At 41.5% G+C, this 22590-nt stretch carries 19 protein-coding genes; 3 read left to right on the top strand and 16 right to left on the bottom strand.

Annotated elements, in window-relative coordinates:
• Positions 1-652 precede the first annotated feature (652 nt).
• The gene (locus G593_RS0107395; RefSeq protein WP_029731266.1) at positions 653-1351 is read left to right on the top strand and encodes a hypothetical protein; all 699 of its coding nucleotides are present in this window, start codon (positions 653-655) and stop codon (positions 1349-1351) included.
• A gap of 149 nt (positions 1352-1500) precedes the next feature.
• Here the strand turns inward: G593_RS0107395 and aspS are convergent, their stop codons facing one another.
• From aspS to scfA, 10 genes are all read right to left on the bottom strand, one after another.
• Positions 1501-3291, bottom strand: coding sequence for an aspartate--tRNA ligase (gene aspS, locus G593_RS0107400; RefSeq protein ID WP_005337737.1), 1791 nt, complete (start codon positions 3289-3291; stop codon positions 1501-1503).
• A gap of 38 nt (positions 3292-3329) precedes the next feature.
• Complete coding sequence (gene hisS, locus G593_RS0107405) at positions 3330-4601, bottom strand: histidine--tRNA ligase (RefSeq protein ID WP_029731268.1); 1272 nt, start codon at positions 4599-4601, stop codon at positions 3330-3332.
• Complete coding sequence (gene hemZ / locus G593_RS0107410) at positions 4586-6058, bottom strand: coproporphyrinogen dehydrogenase HemZ (protein ID WP_029731269.1); 1473 nt, start codon at positions 6056-6058, stop codon at positions 4586-4588. Before hemZ ends, hisS begins: the two co-directional genes overlap by 16 nt.
• Before the next feature lie 2 nt (positions 6059-6060).
• Positions 6061-6690: an MBL fold metallo-hydrolase gene (locus G593_RS0107415; protein WP_005337742.1), complete on the bottom strand. Its 630-nt coding sequence runs from the start codon at positions 6688-6690 to the stop codon at positions 6061-6063.
• Between the two features lie 16 nt (positions 6691-6706).
• Entirely contained in the window at positions 6707-9052 is a 2346-nt protein-coding gene (locus tag G593_RS0107420) for a RelA/SpoT family protein (protein WP_022279798.1), read from the bottom strand.
• A 46-nt stretch (positions 9053-9098) separates the two neighbouring features.
• Positions 9099-9623, bottom strand: coding sequence for an adenine phosphoribosyltransferase (locus tag G593_RS0107425; RefSeq protein ID WP_005337746.1), 525 nt, complete (start codon positions 9621-9623; stop codon positions 9099-9101).
• Between the two features lie 79 nt (positions 9624-9702).
• Positions 9703-11418 carry a single-stranded-DNA-specific exonuclease RecJ gene (gene recJ, locus G593_RS0107430; protein WP_005337748.1) on the bottom strand — a complete coding sequence of 572 codons (1716 nt, stop codon included), beginning with the start codon at positions 11416-11418 and terminating at the stop codon, positions 9703-9705.
• Positions 11419-11582: 164 nt separating this feature from the next.
• Positions 11583-13826 carry a protein translocase subunit SecDF gene (locus tag G593_RS0107435; RefSeq protein WP_029731272.1) on the bottom strand — a complete coding sequence of 748 codons (2244 nt, stop codon included), beginning with the start codon at positions 13824-13826 and terminating at the stop codon, positions 11583-11585.
• Positions 13827-13879: 53 nt separating this feature from the next.
• The gene (gene scfB / locus G593_RS0107440) at positions 13880-15274 is read right to left on the bottom strand and encodes a thioether cross-link-forming SCIFF peptide maturase (RefSeq protein ID WP_029731273.1); all 1395 of its coding nucleotides are present in this window, start codon (positions 15272-15274) and stop codon (positions 13880-13882) included.
• Positions 15275-15398: 124 nt separating this feature from the next.
• The gene (gene scfA, locus G593_RS18485) at positions 15399-15542 is read right to left on the bottom strand and encodes a six-cysteine ranthipeptide SCIFF (RefSeq protein ID WP_005331596.1); all 144 of its coding nucleotides are present in this window, start codon (positions 15540-15542) and stop codon (positions 15399-15401) included.
• 226 nt (positions 15543-15768) lie between these two features.
• On the opposite strand from scfA, the gene G593_RS0107450 reads away from it, so the two are divergent.
• A complete protein-coding gene (locus G593_RS0107450) occupies positions 15769-16284 on the top strand; it encodes a glyceraldehyde-3-phosphate dehydrogenase (RefSeq protein WP_049946468.1) in 516 nt (171 codons plus the stop codon).
• A 204-nt stretch (positions 16285-16488) separates the two neighbouring features.
• Here the strand turns inward: G593_RS0107450 and G593_RS0107455 are convergent, their stop codons facing one another.
• From G593_RS0107455 to G593_RS0107480, 6 genes are all read right to left on the bottom strand, one after another.
• On the bottom strand, positions 16489-16860 hold the full coding sequence (locus G593_RS0107455) for a TIGR04086 family membrane protein (protein ID WP_005331600.1): 372 nt from the start codon (positions 16858-16860) through the stop codon (positions 16489-16491).
• 69 nt (positions 16861-16929) lie between these two features.
• Complete coding sequence (spoVT, locus tag G593_RS0107460) at positions 16930-17475, bottom strand: stage V sporulation protein T (protein WP_005331603.1); 546 nt, start codon at positions 17473-17475, stop codon at positions 16930-16932.
• 276 nt (positions 17476-17751) lie between these two features.
• Positions 17752-18447: a sigma-70 domain-containing protein gene (locus G593_RS0107465; protein ID WP_029731275.1), complete on the bottom strand. Its 696-nt coding sequence runs from the start codon at positions 18445-18447 to the stop codon at positions 17752-17754.
• 127 nt (positions 18448-18574) lie between these two features.
• Positions 18575-19456, bottom strand: a complete 882-nt coding sequence (locus G593_RS0107470) for a radical SAM protein (RefSeq protein ID WP_029731276.1) — start codon at positions 19454-19456, stop codon at positions 18575-18577.
• Between the two features lie 11 nt (positions 19457-19467).
• A complete protein-coding gene (gene glgD, locus G593_RS0107475; protein ID WP_005337757.1) occupies positions 19468-20613 on the bottom strand; it encodes a glucose-1-phosphate adenylyltransferase subunit GlgD in 1146 nt (381 codons plus the stop codon).
• The gene (locus G593_RS0107480) at positions 20610-21815 is read right to left on the bottom strand and encodes a glucose-1-phosphate adenylyltransferase (protein ID WP_005337758.1); all 1206 of its coding nucleotides are present in this window, start codon (positions 21813-21815) and stop codon (positions 20610-20612) included. The genes glgD and G593_RS0107480 overlap by 4 nt, the downstream gene beginning before the upstream one ends.
• A 264-nt stretch (positions 21816-22079) precedes the next feature.
• Here G593_RS0107480 and G593_RS0107485 point away from each other — a divergent pair, with 264 nt between their 5' ends.
• Positions 22080-22526: a GatB/YqeY domain-containing protein gene (locus G593_RS0107485; RefSeq protein WP_029731277.1), complete on the top strand. Its 447-nt coding sequence runs from the start codon at positions 22080-22082 to the stop codon at positions 22524-22526.
• Positions 22527-22590 lie beyond the last annotated feature (64 nt).

The following is a 22590-nucleotide window of genomic DNA, read 5'->3' on the forward strand; positions in this document are numbered from 1 at the left end:
GATTATACATTCCATTTTCATAATTGCTTTTTCGTCCCATAAGATTCTCCCCCTTTTCTTTCGATTTCCGATAAAAGTAGTTTAACAGAAATCGAATAAAAAGAAAAATTTATTATAAAACGTTGTCGTCAAAATGACGGTGGATAAAAATTGATTTTAGCAACTTATCAAGAATAGTTGTCCACAAAAAATAGCCCAAATTTATTCCTAATAAAGTATTTTAATCAAAATGTAATTAATAGTTCTGTTAGATAAAGGATATTCAAAAAAATGAGGAAGAAACTGTGGATAAGTTCTTCCTCCAAAAAATAAAATTTCTCTGTTTTTTATATTTTAGTTCAGCCGAAGGCTGAACTGTTACAAAATTTTTGATGCAATATATTTTATTCCATTTTTTTGCACACTTCTCATATATGAAAGTCTCTAATCTTCTTTCTTTTAATAAGACTAATCTTGGAAAATCAGTTGTTTTTTATTTTTTTTACTGTTATGATAAACAAAACGATGATTCAAGAATGCCTCTGCAATCCTGCCGGAGGCTATATCAGCTGGGGGATTGACTCCCACCACTGATACCAGCTTGTTTCTCATCACCTATAGAGGTGGGAGTCATCTCCCAGCTGATATATATAATTCACATAGGAGGTCTGTTATGTCAGAGACAATTACAGAAGAAAATACAACTACAGAAGAAAATATAACTACAATAGATCATGCATCTGCTACAGAAACTATATCCGGTCAGAAAGATACATCTGCTGCAGAAAATGCATCTGGTCAGGAAGATACATCTGCTTCTAGCAGCACAACTATCCAGAAAGATACGTCTGCTTCTAAAAGTTCAACTATCCAGGAAGATACGTCTGCTTCCGGTAGCACAACTGCCCGGAAAAATGCATCTGTCATCAATAATACTACTGCTCCAGGAACGGAATCTGCTTATAACCTGGATTCTGAGATGGATCCGTTTGACAAAGCTGAGAAAGAGCGTGATTCCTCCGGATTTTTTGCCCGTTTTTCTGCTAAAATTGCAAATATCCACTCACGCCGCGAAGCCAGACTTGTTCGCGATGAAATTATACTTTCCCGTATTCCGGACAAGGACTTGATGGAATACTTAAAATTAGAACAGAAGCGTCTGGAATCCCAGCAGCATGCCAGAGAAATTCGTGAAAAAAGAATTTGGATTGCATTCCAGATGACCATTGCGTTAATTGCCGCAGTCTTAGTTATTTATTTTTTGAAAGACAGTCCGGCAATTCTGATCAGCATCTTATACACAGCCGGTCTTTTGATCGCATTTAACATCTGGAATAAACACAAAGATGGACGCTCACCAAAAGATCAATAATTTAATAAAAAATCCCATCCGGTATTCTTCAACGCAAGAATATCCGGGTGGGATTTTTTTCATCATTAATTCAAGTCGAACGTCCGTGAGACAAATTTGCTATTACTCACCACCTGAAGAGGTGGGAGTCTTCTCGACTGAGATAAATTTTATTCTTCCTCTTCTACCACTGAAAGTCCCAATTCATCAAGCTGTTTCTGATCAACTTTTGTTGGAGCCTCTGTCATAAGATCCGAAGCATCTTTTACCTTCGGGAATGCTATCACGTCACGAATGCTATCCTGTTTTGCCATGAGCATAACAAGACGATCCAGTCCATATGCAAGTCCTGCGTGTGGCGGTACTCCATACTGGAATGCTGTCAGGAGGAATCCGAACTGCTCCTGTGCCTGCTCTGGTGTAAATCCAAGCACCTCGAACATCTTGCTCTGGATCTCAGGGTTAAAGATTCGCACACTTCCTCCACCAATCTCATTTCCATTCAAAGTAATATCGTATGCTTTTGCACGGACTCTTCCCGGATCACTGTCGATGTACTGAAGATCTTCTTCCATTGGCATTGTAAATGGGTGATGCATTGCTGTGAAACGGTTCTGTTCTTCACTCCACTCAAGAAGCGGGAACTCTGTGATCCACATAAATTTGTACTCATTCTTATCTAAAAGATCCATCTGGCGTGCAAGTTCCAGACGAAGCGCACCTAATACATCCCATACAACTTTATTCTTATCTGCTGCAAAGAGAAGCAGATCACCATTCTCACCGTCCATAGCCTGAATCAAGTTCTTCTGCTCATCCTCTGTCATGAATTTTGCGAAAGAAGATTTTACAGTTCCATCTTCATGGATTGCAATGTAAGCCAGTCCTTTTGCCCCATAATCCTTTGCATAATCAACCAGCTTGTCAATCTTCTTACGTGCCATTCCTCCCTGGCCTTTTGCGTTGATACCACGAACGGTACCACCATTCTCAATAGCACCCTTAAATACAACAAACTCGCTGTCTTTTACAACATCTGTCACATTGACAAGCTCCATGCCGAATCTTGTATCCGGTTTATCGGAACCGTAACGATCCATAGCCTCCTGCCATGTCATTCTCGGAATCGGAAGCGGAACTTCCACACCAAGAACTTCTTTAAACAGCATCGCAAGGAATCTTTCATTGACATCAATGACATCATCAACATCTACGAAAGACAGCTCCATATCCATCTGTGTGAACTCTGGCTGACGGTCTGCTCGAAGATCCTCGTCACGGAAACATTTTGCAATCTGGAAATATCTGTCATAACCAGAACACATTAAAAGCTGCTTAAATAGCTGTGGTGACTGTGGAAGTGCATAAAAATGTCCCTGATGAACGCGGCTTGGTACAAGGTAATCTCTTGCTCCCTCCGGTGTACTTCCGATGAGTACCGGTGTCTCAATCTCAAGGAATCCTTCATTTGCCATAAACTGACGTGCAAGTGTAGCCACCTTGCTTCTCATCATCAGATTGCGCTGCATATCCGGTCTTCTAAGATCCAGATATCTGTATTTCAGACGGACTTCTTCTTTTGTCTTAGAATTCTCCTCAATCTGGAACGGAGGTGTCTCTGACTCAGAAAGTACACGAAGCTCCTCTGGGATAATCTCAATTTCACCTGTTGCAATGTTCTCATTGACTGCACCAGATCGTTTTGCAACTTTTCCTACAACTGCAACAACATATTCACTGCGAAGCTTTGCAGCCTTCTCGATCAGTGCTGCATCTACACTTCCTTCATCAAATACAACCTGGATAATTCCGGAACGGTCTCTTACATCTACAAATACGAGACCTCCTTTATTACGATTTTTCTGTACCCATCCCATAATGGTCGCTGTCTCGCCTACGTTAGCTGCTGACAGTTCCCCACATCTGTGGGTTCTCTTTAAGCCCTGCATTGACTCTGCCATTTTTCTATATCTCCTTTTTCACTTGTGCGTTCTATTCTCTACAGCCTGTCTACGGAATCTGCATAACAGTCTGCAATTTCTGTATATCCATCTTCTATTAGCTGCTCTTTCTGAAACTTCTTATTCTTCTTCATATTGACGATCAGCACCTGTCGTCCTGCCTCCCGGTCAGCTTTTGCAAGAGCAAGAACCTTCAACATGGCCTCTTTTGGAAGCTTCTTCTCCAGAAGATATGCCTTTTTCCGGCGTCCTCCCGGAACTTTATATCCATTTTCCAGAAGCAGCATGACAATTCTCTCAAATCCAATGGAAAATCCGCATGCCGGTGTATCTTGCCCTGTAAACTTGCCGATCATCTTATCATAACGTCCGCCTCCGGCAACAGAACCGCCAAAGTCATCCATAGTTACCTCAAAAATTGTTCCGGTATAGTAGGACTGTCCTCTTACGAGGGTTGGTGTGAACTGAAGCTTAAAATCACACTCTTTTGCAGCTTCTACACTTGACATGATCAGTTCCAGGCCGTCAGCCGTCTCATCGCTCAGATAATCTCCAAGCTTTTCTTTCAGGTAACGGACTCCTGATACATCAGAAGCAACCTCATCAAAAAGAGAAAGGTAGGTCTTAACACTTTCCCTGGTATATCCCATCTCAATAAGCTCTGCCTCGACACCTTCCGGTCCGATCTTATCCATCTTATCCAGAACAATGAAGACTTCATCATAGTCTTCCTCTTTAAAACCACTGTAAGCAGCCATAGATTTCAATATATTACGGTCATTCATACATACAGTAAAATTCTTAAAGTCCAGTTTCCCAAGCATCGCCGTTGTGGCAAGAATCAGCTCGATTTCGGCGAGATTAGAAGCCTCTCCTAATATATCGATATCGCACTGTACAAACTGGCGGAAACGTCCTTTCTGCGGGCGGTCTGCTCTCCATACACTTCCAATCTGAAGTGCTTTAAAAGGAGACGGCAGCTCATTTGCATGATTAGAATAATATCTTGCAAGCGGAACCGTCAGGTCATACCGAAGTCCTCCATCCACAAGATCATTTTCCTCTTTTGCCTCGTCAATTTTTAACTTTTCTCCACGTTTCAAAATCTTGAAGATCAGTTTTTCGTTATCTCCCCCCTGCTTGCTGCACAGGTTCTCGATATGCTCAACACATGGAGTTTCCATAGATTGGAATCCAAATGTTTTATAGGTGTCTTTAATCAGGCCGATCAGGTAATCCCGGATTTCCATCTCTGCCGGCATTACATCTTTCATACCGGTTACTGGTTTCTTCTTTAACGCCATAGCCATTCTCCTTTTCGTTCTATCATCTCGTCCACCCGGCTGATGTAAGCATCGATTGCTTTTACATTCTCCTGCCGGATCAGACTGGTTTTTTTCTTCTTTTTGCTTTCAGAATTTATGACAGGTTCTTTCAGTACGATTTTTGTAGACGCACCTGCACCTGCTGCAATAATGGATTGCTTTTCCTCCATAATTAGTATATTGTATATTCCTGCTTTGTCAACCTTTGCATAGCCCACATTCTCAAAATTTCCGGCAATATTCTTCTGACGATACAGATAATACGGAAAAAGTCCCATCTGTCGGGCTTTATTTCCTGCCATCTCTACCATCGTACCTATTTCATCTTGTATGATCGTTAATCTTTTCCCTTCTCTCTCTTCCTGGCCCATTTTAGCTGCACGTTTAATTGCAAGGGAATGTACCGTCAGATTATCAGGTCCAAGTAACGCAATCTGTCTTAGAGTGTCCTCCATATCCTCCGGTGTCTCTCCCGGAAGTCCTGCAATAATATCCATATTGATATTATCAAATCCCAGCTTTCTCGCCATATGAAATGCTTCATACACTTGTTCTACCGTATGCTTACGTCCAATTGTATCCAAGGTCTTCTGCTGCATGCTCTGAGGATTGATAGAAATTCGATTAATACCGTGATTTCGAAGCACCTGAAGTTTCTCTTTCGTAATACTGTCCGGTCGTCCGGCTTCCACCGTAAACTCCAGAAGTCCTTCCCTTACAAAATGTCTATCAATGCATGTAAGCAGCCGGTCTAACTGATCCGCATTCAAAGTTGTCGGTGTTCCACCGCCCATGTAAATGGTGTCAGCTTTTCTTCCTTCAGACATTTTCGCAATTGCTTCCAGTTCCTTCATAAGTGCAGCCAGATAGTCTTCTACCCGGTGCTCCCAGTCACCTAAGGCACCCGAACTAAACGAACAGTAACTGCAAACCGTTGGGCAGAATGGGATTCCCACATAAAGACTATAGCCATTTTTATAATCCAACTGATCCAGAAGCTTTTTTTCTCTCCCTGCAATCTGCCATGCAAGATGTGCTTTTTCTTCACTCACCAGATTTTCCTTCTGGAACCATGGAACAAACATCTCCTGTGTCATACCTTCTTCCAGTTTTCTCATGGCAATTTTAGTCGGTCGTACTCCCATCAGGATTCCCCATGCAAGAGTTCTGCCACTTTGCTCTGACAACTTTTTGTATAACATCTGGTCGAGATATTTTTTCATTGCAGATTTCTCCGCTGGCATGTCATTTGTCTGCCTGTCTGCAATTTCAATCATCGCCTCTTTCTGCCCGTCTGTACCATCTTCTGCAAATTCCACAGTTACATAATTAGAGGCTTTTTCGTCCACTGAAGACACAACTGTCTCCGATGGATAAAAAGCCTTCACCATATGATATGCATTATATACAAATGTCTCCTGATTGCATATAACCCGGATCATTCTTAGCCCTCCTGTACATATGGGTTGTGAAGCTTCTCATACTCTATCTTTGTCTCACCCATATGTCCCGGATAAACAATCGTATCATCCGGAAGTGCGAACAGTCGTTCTCTTACAGATCTTACGATTGCATCCTGACTGCTGTTCGGAAAATCCGTACGTCCGACAGAACGCTGGAATAAAGTATCTCCACTAAATACTGCATGTTCTACAGGCAGATAATAGCAACAGCCTCCCATCGTATGTCCCGGTGTATGAATGACTTCTATCGTCTCACCTGCCAGTTCCAGTTTTTGTCCGTCTTTTAACGGTTTTGCACCATCAAAGGAATAACCATTCGTGTAAGATGAAGACAGATTCAGCTCTGGATCCGTCATAATCGGAAGATCCTCTTCCTCTACATAGACCGGAATATTCCAGTTTTCCAAAATAGAATCAATTCCCATAATATGATCGAAATGTCCATGAGTCAGAAGAATTGCCACAAGGTTAAGTTTTTCTTCCTCAATGTATGCTGTAAACTTCTTAGAATGTCCACCTGGATCCACTACAACTGTATCCTTTGTCTCTTCATTTATCAAAAGGTAACAATTTGCCCCCAAAATCCCAAGGGAAAATTTCTCTATCTTCATTGCTTTTTCTTTCCTCCTAGCCTGTTGTTCTCTCAATATCGATCACGTCATCAATCTGACGCAGTTTACCAATTACTTTCGCAAGTTCCTCTCGGCCATGCACAATAAATCCAGCCTCGATGGTCGCAGTTCCCTGCTTGCTCGTGCGGATATTTAAGGATTTGACATCCATCTCCATCTCCGTAAATACTTTGGAAATACTCATCAGAAGTCCCTGCTGATCTCTTGCATACATCTTGATCTCAGCCAGATACTGACCTCCTGTCTCTTCTGTCACATTTCCTTCCCACTCAGCCGGAATCAGTCTTGCACGTTCTGCTTCTGTCAAATGTATCATATTAACACAATCCGTGCGGTGAATCGAAAGTCCTCTTCCTCTTGTAACAAATCCGACAATCTCATCTCCCGGTACTGGATTACAGCATCTGGAGAACCGGACTGCCACATCATCAATTCCTTTTACGACAATTCCACTCTTGGACTTGGCAATATGGACTTTATTCTTAGCCGCCTCTGCAACTTTTTCAAGTACAATTTCATCTGTCAGTTCCTGCTTGTGATCCTTGCCATATTCTTCCGCCAGACGATTCACGACCTGTCCTTCTTTTAAGCCGCCATGTCCGATCGCGGCAAGCACAGAATCCCAGTCCTTGAATCCATATTTTCTCTGTACGATCTCTTCATATTTTGGCTGGAGCAGATTAGAAAGGTTGAGAGATTTTGCTTTGCAATAGGAGGCCACCATCTCTTTTCCTTTGATAATATTGCTCTCTTTAAATTCTTTTTTGAACCACTGATTGATCTTATTTTTTGCCTGTGTACTCTTGACTACATTCAGCCAGTCACGGCTTGGTCCTTTCGAATTCTGGGAGGTCAGAATTTCTATTCTGTCTCCATTCTGGATTCTGTAATCAATCGGAACAAGCTTTCCATTCACTCTGGCACCGACCATCTTATTGCCGACTGCACTGTGTATGGAATAAGCAAAGTCGATTGGAGTGGACCCCGTCGGCAATGTCTTTACATCCCCCTGCGGTGTAAAGCAGTACACATCGTCTGCAAACAGATCCAGATCTCCTTTGATGAGGCTTAAGAATTCCTTGTTGTCAGACATATCTCTCTGCCATTCCAGAATCTGTCTGAGCCAGCTCATTTTCTCTTCTTCAGCCATAACACCTTTCTTGCTGCCGCCGGACTCTTTATACTTCCAGTGAGCAGCAATACCATATTCGGCTGTCTTATGCATCTCCTGTGTACGGATCTGGATCTCAAACGGCTGACCGATCGAACTCATCAGCGTTGTATGCAGAGACTGATACATATTCGGTTTCGGCATGGCAATATAATCTTTAAATCTTCCAGGAATCGGCGTATAAATCTCATGGATAATTCCCAATGCCGCATAACAGTCTTTGACAGAATCCACAATGATACGGACTGCAAACAGGTCATAAATCTGATCTACTGTCTTATCCTGATTGACCATCTTCTTATAAATACTGAAGAAATGCTTTACACGTCCATTTACATCTGCTTTAATCCCCGCATTTTTCATATGCATGGACACTTCATCCACAATCTGTTGGACAAATTCCTCACGCTCTGTTTTTCTGGCATTGATCTGATTTACAAGATCAAAAAATACATCTGGTTTCAGATACTTCAATGACAGATCGTCAAGTTCTGTCTTAATTTTAGAAATGCCAAGCCTTCCCGCGATCGGTGCATAAATATCCATTGTCTCACGGGCCTTTTCCTGCTGTTTGGCCGGAGTCATGAACTGCAGTGTACGCATATTATGCAGACGGTCCGCAAGTTTAATGATAATGACCCGGATATCCTTTGCCATAGCAAGGAACATCTTTCTCAAATTCTCCGCCTGGAGTTCCAGTTTGTCCGCAGAATAAGCTACACGGCCAAGTTTCGTAACACCGTCTACCAGAAGAGCTACCTCTTCTCCAAACTCTTCTTTGATATAATCCTCTCCAATCCGAGTATCTTCCACTACGTCATGAAGAAGAGCTGCGATAATTGTCTCCTTATCCATCTCAAGATCCGCAAGAATGATCGCTACCCAGAGTGGGTGGATAATATACGGTTCTCCCGACTTTCTCTTTTGGTCTCCATGCGCTTTTTTTGCCAGATTATATGCCTTCTCGATCTGAGTAACATCCGCAGACGGATGATACTTTTGAATACGGGCAATTAACATGCCATAAAGCTTATCCGGATCATCATAATCTGCCTCCTGTTTGATCCCGTGCCCATCTACCATCTGAAGTTTCCCTCTTGTGTCTTTTAGCAATGCTTCCGGAGCAATCTTGTCGTCCAGTGACTCATATGTTGTTTTATTCTCTGACATATTAACGCCTCCTTCCCTCTCTAGTCTCTCAAATGTATATCTTTTTCTATTTTCCAGGATATACAATAACTGAATCTATATCATATCCCTGTAATCTGTCACGTCCGTGAAGTCCTGCCAGTTCCATTAAAAACACAGTCTTTACAACCTTTCCGCCAAGACCTTCAATCAAATGGATCATCGCCTCATTCGTTCCGCCTGTCGCGATCAGATCATCAATGATCACAACTCTCTGCCCTGGCTTGATTGCATCTTTGTGCATCTCGATAGTTGCTGTGCCATACTCTAATTCATACTCTGCAGAAACCGTCTCTCTTGGGAGCTTTCCTTTTTTACGAATCGGAATAAATGGCTTTTTCAGATTATATGCGATCGGTACCCCGAAAATAAATCCTCTGGATTCCGGTCCGACTATTACGTCAAAGTCAAGACCTTCTAATTTTTCCTGCATCAGATCAATTGCAAGATGCAGTCCTTCCGCGTCCTGTAATACACCTGTCACATCACGAAATATGATCCCCGGTTCTGGAAAATCCGGAATACTTACTACATAATCTTCTATCGGTTTCATAATTATTCTCTCCTTCTTCTCTTTCAAGGTAAAGTATATCTTTTAGTATAGCATTATTTGTTCCATTTTTCAAAAAAATCTATCGATAATGGGTAATTACAATCTGAATTTGTCTATCTCCCCGGAATTCCTTGATTCCGGGGTAAAATGTAATGGACATTTTCCCATTATCTCTTTCACACCGTTCTGCAAATTCCTGTGCATCATGAAAACAGATGGCTTCCATCCGGTTTCCCGCCGCATCGATTGCTGTTGCTTTTGCAACATTTTTATTTTTCCCGATGATCTTCACATGCTGCATGACGACTCCTCTTGCCGCAAAAACCGGTTTTGTATTACCTTTTCCAAATGGTTCCATGTATTCAAGTTCTTCTATAAAATGTTCTGTAATAGCAGCAAATGGCAGTTCCATATCGATCACTACTTTTTCTGTCAGCTCTTCTTCTGAAAGCGTACACTGATCATTTAGTCTTCTTTTGAATTTCTCAACATTTTCTTTATCAAGTGAAAGTCCTGCCGCCATCGGATGTCCGCCGAATTTTGTCAGAAGATCCCCACAGCCTGTCAGTTCTTCATACATGGAATAGCTTTCGATTGATCTTCCCGATCCTTTGACTCCATCTTCGGAATCCGTCAATACAAATACCGGACGATAGTAATTTTCTCTCACACGTCCAGCCACAAGGCCGGCAAGGCTTTCATGACAATCCGGCAGATAGATAACAAGCACCTTATCCCCCCGGATATCTGTCTGTTCCACTTTCGCCATTGCCTCATCTACAACGCGGTCTGTCATATCTCTACGGCTCTCATTCAATGCTTTCAGATCACCTGCCAGCATATCTGCCTCCCGCTCTGTCTTTGCCCGAAGCAGTGCCAGTGCTCTTTTTGCCGTATCCAGCTTACCACTGGCATTCAGACACGGAGCAAGAATAAATCCGATGTGATATGCCTGAATCTTTTTTCCCTCCAGCCCGATACACTGGATCAGGGCACGTAGTCCCAGATTAGATGTCCTCTTTAGCATCTCAAGACCCTGCTTCACCAGAATTCGATTTTCCTCTGTCAGATCCATCACATCTGCCACTGTTGCAATTGCAACATTTTCCAAAAGATAATCCAGATCCGCCACATCCTGACCATTTGCCTCACAGAGCGCCTCTACAAGCTTGTATGCAACCGCTGCACCACATAATCCTTTAAATGGATATTCACATCCTTCCTGCCTTGGGTCAACAACTGCATCTGCCGGCGGTAAAATGTATCTTCTTCCCGCTTCATTTTCCTTGTACGGCACTTCATGATGGTCTGTTACGATGATCGTCATACCAAGTGCTTTTCCATACTCAATTTCTTTCGCTGCCGCAATTCCGTTATCGCAGGTGATGATCGTATCAATTCCATCTTCATGTGCCCGGTCAATCAGATGCTGATTTAATCCATATCCGTCTTTGATACGATCCGGGATGTCGCTGTCCACCTTTGCGCCAAGCTTTTCCAGACCTTCTAAAAGAATATATGTCGCATTGATCCCATCACAGTCATAGTCTCCAATGACACGGATTTTTTCCCGGTCCCTGATTTTTTCAGTCAGAATTTCCACCGCCTGTGGCATACCCTTCATCTGCATTCCATCGTAGAGTTCCGCAATTGTATCGTTCAGATATTGGTTGATTGCTTCATCTCCAATAACATCCCGGTTACGGATCAGACTGGCCAGTCTCGGACTAATATGAAATTTCTTACTGATAGCCTCAAAATCAGCACCTTTTCTTAAAAGTACCCAGCGTTCCATAATTTTCGTCTCTCCTGTTTTATCCAAATAAATATTTGCAAAGTAAATACTACACTTTCAACAGAAATCTCCAACATCATTTTATTTACTTTGCAAATATTTACTTTAAGAAAAGAACAGCCTCGCCATAAAATATGACCTTGGCTGTTCTATAGTATTTAAAATTACTTCTTGAAGCGTTTCATTACATACCACAGCGCTCCTGTGATACATACAGATGAGTAAGCTCCGCATACAACTCCGACCATCAATGGAAGTGCAAACTCCTTGATAGAACTTACACCCATGACGTAAAGTACTGCTACCATGATAAATGTTGTAAGAGATGTATAGATACTTCTTGTCAGCGTCTGTGTGATACTCTTGTTTACAACTACTGCAACATCACTGCTCTTTGTCTTACCACGCATTTCCTCTCGGATACGGTCAAAGATAACAATGGTCGCGTTGATGGAATATCCAACGATTGTCAACATACACGCGATAAATGTATTACCAACAGAGATTCTTGCAATTGCATAGAATCCTACTACAACAAGGACGTCATGTAAAAGAGCAAGTACCGCACTGGTAGCGAAACGGATATCTTTGAATCGGAACCAGATATACAGAAGCATACAGATTGTCGCAATAACAACCGCGATAACTGCATCTCTTCGCATCTCATTACTTACTGTAGAACTGATATTTTCTGCCGTGATCTTTGATTCGTCCACACCGAAGTTATCAACCATAGCCTTATTCAGTGCTTCACGCTTGTCAAGATCCAGTGTAACTGTCTTGATAATAACCTGATTGGTTCCGGCTACTTTCTGAGTCTGAACATTGTTATCTCCAGTTACCTTTTCTACAACCGGAACAATTTCCTTATCAATCTCATCAATAGAGTAATCTTTATCAAATGTTACATTTGTAGATGTACCGCCCTGGAATTCAAGGCTGTATGCAAATGCTCCTTTTCCTCTTCCTTCATTGATACCGATCGTGATCACTCCTGCTGCAATTAATACAAGAGAAATTGTAAAGAACACTTTTTTCTTTGAAAGGAAATCGATTGGCTCACGCTCTTTCTTTGGACGATAATATAATTTTTCACTTCTAAGTCCGACTGCATAAAATGCATTTACGATCAATCTTGTAATAACAAGTGCTGTAAACATAGATGCGATGATACCAATTGCAAGTGTCTGCGCGAATCCTTTTACTGTACCGGAACCTTTGAACCACAATACAGCTGCTGCGATCAGAGTCGTAATATTACCATCTAAGATTGCTGATAAAGCTTTCTGGAAACCAATCTTCAGAGAATTCTTTACACTTCTTCCGCGTGCCATCTCTTCACGTACACGAGCGAAGATGATAACGTTGGCATCTACTGCCATACCAATGCCAAGAATGATACCGGCAATACCCGGAAGTGTCAATGTTACTTCAAATGCATTCAAGATTATAAGTACAAGTCCTGTATAGATTAAAAGTGCAAGTCCGGATGCAAGTCCCGGAAGCAAGTATACACAACACATGAATACAAATACAATTGCAAGTCCGATTGCTCCGGCTTTTAAACTGGTCGCAACTGCCTGCTCACCAAGCTGAGCTCCTACAACATTAGAACGTAACTCTTCCAGTTCCAGCTTCAGACCACCGATACGGATTGTAGAAGCAAGCGCATCTGCTTCTTCATAGGTCATGTTACCACTGATCTGAGCCTGTCCATTTGTAATGGCTGCCTGTACATTCGGAACACTTACAAATGCTCCGTCATAATAGATACCAATGCTCTGTCTTGCTGCCAGTGCTTTTGTTGTTGCATCTGCGAACTTTGTTGTTCCATCTTTTGTAAATGTAAGAGATACAACATTCTGTTTATTCTTTGTCAGCTGGTCTTCTGTTGTCTGAGCCTGGGCACTTTTTACATCATTGCCACTCAGTACAATAGAACCGTCTGCCTGCAATTCTTCAATTGTCTTGTTGAGCTGATAATCTTTGGACGCATCTCCCGTACTGTTCACCTGGCTATAGTTTGCTGAGCCGTCACTGCCTGTCTGTGCAATAAAATACAGGGACCCCGGCTGTCCCAGTTCGTCTAAAATCTCATTGGCATCTGTAACACCAGGAATCTCGATATTAATACGGTCTCTTCCCTCCTGATATACACTTGCCTCTGTACTATACTGTTCTACGCGCTTTTGCAACTTATAGATCGTATCACTCATCTCTTCATCCGATGGATTGTCATCTTTGACCTGATATGTGATACTTACACCACCGGCAAGGTCCAGACCCAGTTTGATATTCTTCATAGAACCTGTATGGCCTTTTCCGAATCCAACAATTGTCGTAAAACCAAGCAGTACGATCAAGGCTGCTGCCACAATAAGACTAAGTATGCCTCTGCTTTTTTTCATGATTTACTTCCTTTCTCTTTCTTCCATTCCTTCGAAGGATTCTATGTTACACATTATGCATCTGCCAGTGCTGCTTTGATCATAATGGCACATTCCACACGTTTACGCTGCATCTCACAGCCAATATCATAACAATCATGGATCGTTCCATGGAAATTATAAGAGTTTGCCATACATCCACCGCTACAGTAGAATTTAGCGAAACAATTTTTACATTTTTCTTTTGAATATACACTGCAGCTTCTGAAATCATCTGCAATCTCCGGCTTTACAATTCCACCGTCTACATTTCCCACCAGGAATTCTTCCTGTCCGACAAACTGATGGCATGGATACAGATCTCCCCATGGTGTGACAGACAGATATTCTGTTCCGGAACCACAGCCGGACATACGTTTCATCACACATGGACCGCCTTCCAGATCGATCATAAAGTGGAAGAAGTTAAATCCTTTTCCTTCTTTTTCACGCTCAATCATAATCTTGGCAAGCTTATCATACTCTTCTTTGATCTGTGGAATATCCTCTTCGCGGATCGCATATGGATCGGATTCGTCACCTACGACCGGCTCAATGGACATCTGCTTGAATCCAAGGTCTGCAAAATGCAGGATATCATTGGAGAAATCCAGATTATTTCTTGTAAATGTCCCACGGATATAATACTTCTCCTGATTACGGCTTTCAGCCAGCTTCTGGAATTTCGGCACGATCAGATCGTAGCTTCCTTTTCCGTTGCGGAACGGACGCATCTTATCATTGATTTCTTTTCGTCCATCCAGGCTTAGCACAACATTGTCCATCTCTTTATTGACAAACTCCTGAATCTCATCGTTCAGAAGAACGCCGTTCGTCGTAACTGTAAATCGGAAATTCTTGTCATGAAGCTTTTCCTGTTCTCTTCCGTATGCTACCAGATCTTTGACAACCTGCCAGTTCATAAGTGGCTCTCCTCCAAAGAAATCTACTTCCAGATTTCTTCTGCTTCCGGAATTTGCGATCAGGAAATCTAATGCCTTCTTTCCGACTTCATAACTCATAAGAGCACGTCTTCCATGATACTCGCCTTCTTCTGCAAAGCAGTACCTGCAGGCCAGATTACAGTCATGTGCAATGTGAAGGCAAAGAGCCTTTACAACTGTCTTTCTCTTCTTCACGATTGGAACAAGATATTCAAACTCATCCTTTGTAAATAATTTCCCGTCCTCTGTCAGTTCAATGACATCATCAAGAGCATCTCTTAAATCTTCCTCGCTATATGTATCTCCAAGCCGCTTTTTCAGATTCTCCCATGTAAGATCACTCTTTAAAATCTCAGCTGTTGGTTCTTCGTCCGGTTCATTCAACACAGCGATCACATCATAGCACAGGTCATCAACCACATGTACGGCTCCACTGTATACATCCAGAACAATGTTATATCCGTTATTCTTATACTGATGAATCACAGTAATAATCTCCTTTTCTATTTTTTCTATCTCTTTAAAATTTTAATGGTTATTTGGCAACAGAACAGAGACAGCGACCCTTTTAAGACCGCTGTCTCCTGGTTTTTTACCTATGTTCTTTTACTTATTTGCTCTGCTCACAGGTCTGATTTCCTACTGTACAGGAAGTCTTGCATGCTGACTGGCAAGATGTCTGACATTCGCCGCAACCGCCTTTTTTCACTGTCTTGTTCAGAGTCTGTGTATTCAATGTTTTCACATGTTTCATCACTACATTCCTCCTTGTCTTTGCTTGACTTTTATAAGTATAGCATCTTCCTTTCTTTTTCGCAATATTTTTATCTGAATCGTTAATTTTTAATTATTCCAGTTAATATTTTAATTACCTGCAAAAAGGTGGTTTTTTCAATTTTACTATGTTACACTTGCGTTAGATTACAAATGAATCAGAAATTGCCACTTCATTAATATGTCTTATAGGAGGTAATTGTAACATGGCAATTTCAATTGGCATTAACGGATTCGGACGTATCATTAACGGGCAGAAGATTCCTGTCTTCACAGAAGATGATGCTGCTTCCATCCCTTGGGGTTCCTGCGGTGCCGAATACATCATCGATGCAACCGGAGCCGCTAAGGCTATCTCTCTCGTCATTCCTTCTCTGAAGGACAAGATGAGTGGTATTTCTTATCGTGTTCCAACTACAGACGTCTCAATCGTTGATCTGAACGTCGCACTAAAAGAGTCTGCATCTTATGAGGATATCTGCAAAAAAGTAAAGGAAGCCTCCATGACATATTTGTCCGGCATTCTTGATTATGTAGATGATGAAGTTGTATCTTCTGATTTCATCGGAGATTCACACGCTTCTATCTTTGATGCAAGACAGGGAATTCAAGTAAATTCTCACTTCTTTAAGGTCATCTGTTTCTATGATAATGAATGGGGCTATACAAGCCAGATTTTCCGCCTCATCAAGTACATGGATCAGGTAGACCATAATTCATAAGATGCCGGTGGAAACACTTTCCATTCTGGTATCTTTACATTTTTACATGTGGCAAAAACTTTCTGATTCGAACTGTAACTATTCTACTTTCTGTAAGGGACATATACATTCGTCATTACGATTATGAACCGTACGTAAAATAAAAGCTGCCTATATCTGTTTCCTTTTTACAAGAGATATACGCAGCTCTTATTTTTTAGTCTTTCATGATATCATACCACCGGTCATACCGCCGCCTGCACATAGTATCAGTGATGTGACAATACTAACACTGTCTCCATTCAGAGTTCTGTAAACTCCAAGTGTAATGAGCAAAAGCAATACAAAATATATGATTCCAAGAACCATCCCCCACAAGTACCGTTTTGATTTTGTCAGTTTCCCTATGATCATTCCTCCGATCAGTGTTGACACTACATAGATTCCAACAATTGCCGCCGATACAATTTTTTCATTTAATTCAAATTTATACATAAAAAATGTCAAAACCAAAAGTAATATACCGGTGACAATATAAGAAGCCAGAAGTGACTTGATCCACCATATGACCTTTATATTTTTTTGCATATTCTCCATCTCTTTCCTCCTTGTCTACCACAAGGTATGACCCAGATCCGGCGAATATGACTGCTTCTGCAAATTTTATCACTCCATTTGCTTTCCAAGAAATCCTGCCGCACATGCCCCCAGCTTCTGTTCCAGTTTTGTAAACTTCTCTTTTTCATCTGATGACAGTAAAATAACTGCCCCCACAACATCTCCTTCGCAAATGATCGGTGTAATAGATTCCCATACATAATCCTTTTCCTGTTCCCTGAACACCCGGATATATTTCTTCTCATCTACCTTTGCCAGAATACTGTTTCTTTCTTCCAGTTCCCCTTGAAGAACTTTGCTGATATACTTTTCCTGCACCTCTTTTCTCCCGTTTCCGGAAGCTGCCACGACCTGATCCATATCACAGATACACACAAGGCAGCCTGCCTCTTTTGCCAGGCTGTCTGCATACATACCTGCAAATGCAGCAAGCTCTCCGATCGGTGAATATTTTTTCAATATAATCTCGCCTTCCCGGTCGGTAAATATCTCCAGTGGATCACCTTCTCTGATTCTAAGTGTTCTTCGTATTTCTTTCGGAATGACCACACGTCCCAGGTCATCAATCCGACGTACAATTCCTGTTGCCTTCATATGATTCCTCCATGATTGATTCCGCATGGCTGTTCTTTCTTCTCATGCTAAATTTTACTTTTAATGCTATTATGTGAAAATGCATGAAAATTATTCTAATAAAGGAAGCAGAATTTTTTGCGTATTCCACATTGGAAAAATTATTCTTTCTTTAAATCCCGGAATGGACTCTTCATATAATGGCATAAAATCCATCAATTTGATTGATTGGTTAATTTCAGAATAATATCACAAAACGTTCTCTGAAAATACTTCCAAATGTTTCCGTTTTGCACTTTACTCATCCTTCACTTCTTCGCCTGCAAGCTTCAGGATATCTTCCACGGTGTCTTCCGTAATACCCATACGCTCCGCCACTTCATCGATCGATACTTTTCTTCCGTATTCTTCCTTCATGCTTTTGATTGTCTCGTCCAGATCATTCACCCGCTCGACCATCTTCTTATCGCGGCGTTTTTCTTCGGTGTGGGATTCCAGCATCACCCGGATTCCAGCGCGCACCTGCTCCAGCACTTCTGCTTCTGTTGCTTTCTTATTCTCACCTAAGTACAGCATCAAGCTGACATTACCTTCCTGGATCACATCACCGATAAAGATTCCCGGCATATGCAGCTTTACTGCTTCTTCCACAACTTTGGGAAGATAATATGCAAGTGTTACCTCTTCCTCCGTCTGCTTCGCCATTTTTTCAATATCGATCAGATACTCTGCCACATAGTCTTTTTCCTGCTGGCTTAATGTATCCTTTTCTTCTTGTTCTGTTTTTTCTGTATTTTCTATAGTTCCTGTATATCCGATTACTTCCACTTTCTGAGACATCAGGAATTCATGAACCAGATTCATCTGCTCATCTGTAAGATTGTCATCCTGGAAGAAAGCTTGCACTTCCTGACTGGTCATTTTATTATTCTGGCTTGCTGCAACTGCAAGAAGCTCTCCTAATTTTTTCTGAAACTGGGCTCTGTCTGCCATATCTTTACTCCTTCGTTAAATTTTCTTTACCTTTTTATCATTCACGTTCCTGTTATTCAAGAACTCTCTTCAAATGTCAATAATAAAATTCCGATAGCTCTTCATATCTTCTGGCATCTGTTCTTCATTACACTCCTTCGTAGGAAAAATCAGGAATAAAGCTTTCTTTTGCCGTTTCGCCTTCCTGAATAAATGCCTGCTCCACGCCAAGATCTATGGCATAATCCACCAGAACATCATATGCTTTTTTCGTCACTTTCTTGGCAAGCTCCGGATATTTTTCCCGATTCAACGTATCGAGTGGAGTGTACTGGTTCATGAGACTCATATAAATCTGGTCACCATATGTTTCATAGAGGTATTTCACAATTCTTCTCGCATCTCTCAGACACCCAGGCAATAACAAATGTCTCACAATCACACCTTTTTCCATGATGCCTTGTTCATCAAATTGTGGCACTCCTGTCTGTCTTATCATTTCTGCCAGTGCCCGTTTTGCTACTTCCGGATAATCTTCTGCCCCGGAATATTTCTTTGCATGCTCCGGATCCAGATATTTAAAATCCGGAAGATATACATCAACATGTCCATTTAGCCTGCGTAAAGTCTCCACCTTTTCATAGCCGCTTGTATTATAAACAATTGGAAGATTAAGCCCTTTTTTTCTTGCCTGATCCAGTGCCGCGATAATCTGTGGTACAAAGTGCGTTGGTGTCACAAGGTTAATATTGTTCGCCCCCTGTTCCTGAAGCTCCAGAAATATCTCCGATAACCGTTCAACACTTACTATTTTTCCAACCTCACTGTTGGCAATGTGATAATTCTGGCAATATACACATCGAAGCGTACAGCCAGAGAAAAAAACAGCTCCGGATCCATTTGTCCCGGAGATACACGGTTCTTCCCACATATGAAGCGCGGCTCTGGAAAGCCGGACCAAATCCGACTCCCCACAAAAGCCACGCTTTCCTTCTTCTCGCTTAATCTGGCACTGTCTCGGGCATAACATGCACCCGTTCACTAGACAACCTGTCCTTTCGCAACAAATACAGGAAATGCTTCATCACCCTTTAATTCTTTTCCATCGGTGATTTTTACATTCTTATCTGAAATGATATATTCCAGCTTTGTACCTTCTCCAACAATCGTATCCTGCATTAAAACACAATTCTTCACTTTAGCACCTTTTGCGATCTTCACACCACGGAATAAAATACTGTTCTCCACTTCACCTTCGATCACACAACCGTCTGCTACCATAACATTACTTGCTTTTGCATTGCCGATGTATCTGGTCGGATTATCGTCACGAATCTTTGTATAGATGGGATTACCTGTAAAAAGCTTCTCAAGATTCTTATCATCCAGAAGTTTCATATTCTCATCAAAATAACTCTTAAGTCCGGTGATTCTCGCCACATATCCTTTATGCTCATAAGCCATGACTTTATATGTATCCAGATGCGGGATCAGGATGTCCCGCTCCAGTGAAATAGCTCCACGCATAAACGCTTCATTAATGGTATCGATCAGCCACTCTCTGTTCGCAATGTATATATTCATAGAGAAATTCTGCACACCCTGCTCCTGCTTATTGATGTAGATGTCTTCTACTTTATCTCCATCCAGCTTCAACGTATAATAAAGCCCTTTACTTGCATCTTTTGCACCAGTCAGTTCCTGTGGCAGTTCCTCTTTTGTATAAGCGAACGTAATATCTGCATCTGTTTTTACATGTTGTGCGATCAGCGCATTGAAATCAAAATTTGCAGCAATATTCGTATCTGCCATAATCACATATTTTTCTTTTTGCTTTTTGAGTACCGGAAGAATATTGGCGAGCGCTTCCACTCTTCCCCCTCCCATACTGCCAATCGACTTCTGGGCAAATGGAGGAAAGATACTAAGTCCTCCGTTCTTACGGCTGAGATCCCACTCTCGGCCACCACCTAAATGGTCTACAAGCGAATGATAATTCTCACGAACAAGCACTTCTATTTTATCAATTCCGCAGCCAACCATACTGGATAACAAAAAATCGATCATTCGATAACGGCTTGCAAATGGAATGGAAGCCATTAGTCTTTCGCTGACCAGTTCCGGAACAAACTTATCATAATTATTCGGGAAAATAATTCCCATTGCGTCCGCATTTGCATTTATCATTTTTCTTCACCGTCCTTTACATCTTCACTGATCATGGCATTCGATCCAATCTTGGCACCTGTTCCGACGCAGACATCCGGTCCGATGGTTGCAACTCCTTGCTCATCTTCTGTCGGCATAGCTCCTACCACAGCATTTTCACCAATCACTACATTCTCCGCAACAATACAATGCTTTACACTGGCTCCGGCTTTAATCGTTGTTCTGCCCATAACGACTGCATCTTCTACAACTGCTCCGGCTTCTACTTTCACTCCGGCAAATAAGATGGAATGTTTCACGCTGCCTGCGATCTTACATCCATCTGTGATCATCGAGTTCTCTACATTGGCTCCGGCGCAGATCTTATGTCCCGGCATACCACTGTTCCTGCTGTAGATCTTCCAGTCTTCATCAAACAGGTTAATTCCACTGTGTTCCGGATCCAGCACTTCCATATTCGCTTCCCACAAAGATGGAATCGTTCCCACATCTTTCCAGTATCCGTTAAAGTGATACGCGTACATTTTTCTCTCATCATGCAGCAGATTCGGTATAATATTATTTCCAAAATCATTTTCAGATTCCAGATCAGCCTCATCTTCAATCAGGTATTGTTTTAAAATATCCCAGTTGAATATGTAGATACCCATAGAGGCAAGATTGGATTTCGGATTCTTCGGTTTTTCCTGGAATTCCGTAATACGGTCATCATCGTCCGTGACCATAAGTCCGAATCTTGGTGCCTCCTCCCACGGGACTTCCATAACCGCAACACTGAATTCTGCGTTCTTTTCTTTGTGGAATCTAAGAAAATCACTATAATCCTGCTTGCAGATCTGATCTCCCGATAAAATAATGACATATTCCGGATCATAGCGCTCGATAAATGAAATATTCTGGTAAATTGCATTTGCTGTACCTTTATACCAATCTGAGCCAGATGCCTTCTGATATGGTGGTAATACATGAACTCCTCCATAGATTCGGTCCAAATCCCACGGTTGCCCATTTCCGATATACTCATTCAGCTCCAGAGGCTGATACTGAGTCAGAATACCTACTGTATCAATACCAGAATTTACGCAGTTTGAAAGTGGAAAGTCTATGATTCGATACTTTCCGCCAAATGGAACTGCCGGTTTTGCAAGCTTCTGGGTCAGCGCATACAGTCTGGAGCCCTGCCCTCCGGCAAGTAACATTGCTATCATTTCTTTGCCCATTATAGTTCCCCTTTCTAATTCTATCATCTACCTGTAAAATGACAGATTATTTATTCTTGATATAAAAAATATTATACTATATTTCAGTTATTTTTTCTACAAACTCACTTATTGTTTTTCCAAAATTTTTGTTAGTTTTCTTTTAATTCTAATATCAGAATGAAGCATTATTTCTGTATGAATCTTTCTTTCAAAATCCAGGGCTGGATATTTTCAATCTAGTCTTGTATAATAAAAGTAGTAATTTCGAGGAGGATATGTATCATGAGTAAAATTGATGAAATTAGAAGTGCTATGGTCGCAGCTATGAAAGCCGGCGAAAAGGAGAAAAAGGAAACTTTATCCATGCTTCTGGCAGCTCTTAAGAATAAACAGATCGACAAACGTGCAGATCTGACAGAAGAAGAAGAGATTCAGGTTATCATGAAAGAAATCAAGCAGACAAAAGAGACTTTGGAGATGACACCTGCTGACCGTACTGATATTATTGAAGAATGCAACCGCCGTCTGACTGTTCTGGGAGCCTACGCTCCAAAAATGATGGACGAAGACGAGATCAAGGGAATCATCGAAGGTGTGTTATCTGAACTTGGTATCGAGAACCCAACCGGAAAAGACAAAGGAAATATCATAAAACATCTGATGCCAAAGGTAAAAGGTAAAGCTGATGGTAAGCTTGTCAATGATCTTGTATCCACATATTTCAAATAATTTTAGAATTTCCATAGAGAAGAAAAGACCTGCCAACCGGCAGGTCTTTTCTTCTCTATGGAAA

This window comes from Dorea sp. AGR2135 (assembly GCF_000420885.1).
In the GTDB taxonomy this organism is placed as follows: Bacteria; Bacillota; Clostridia; order Lachnospirales; family Lachnospiraceae; genus Dorea; species Dorea formicigenerans.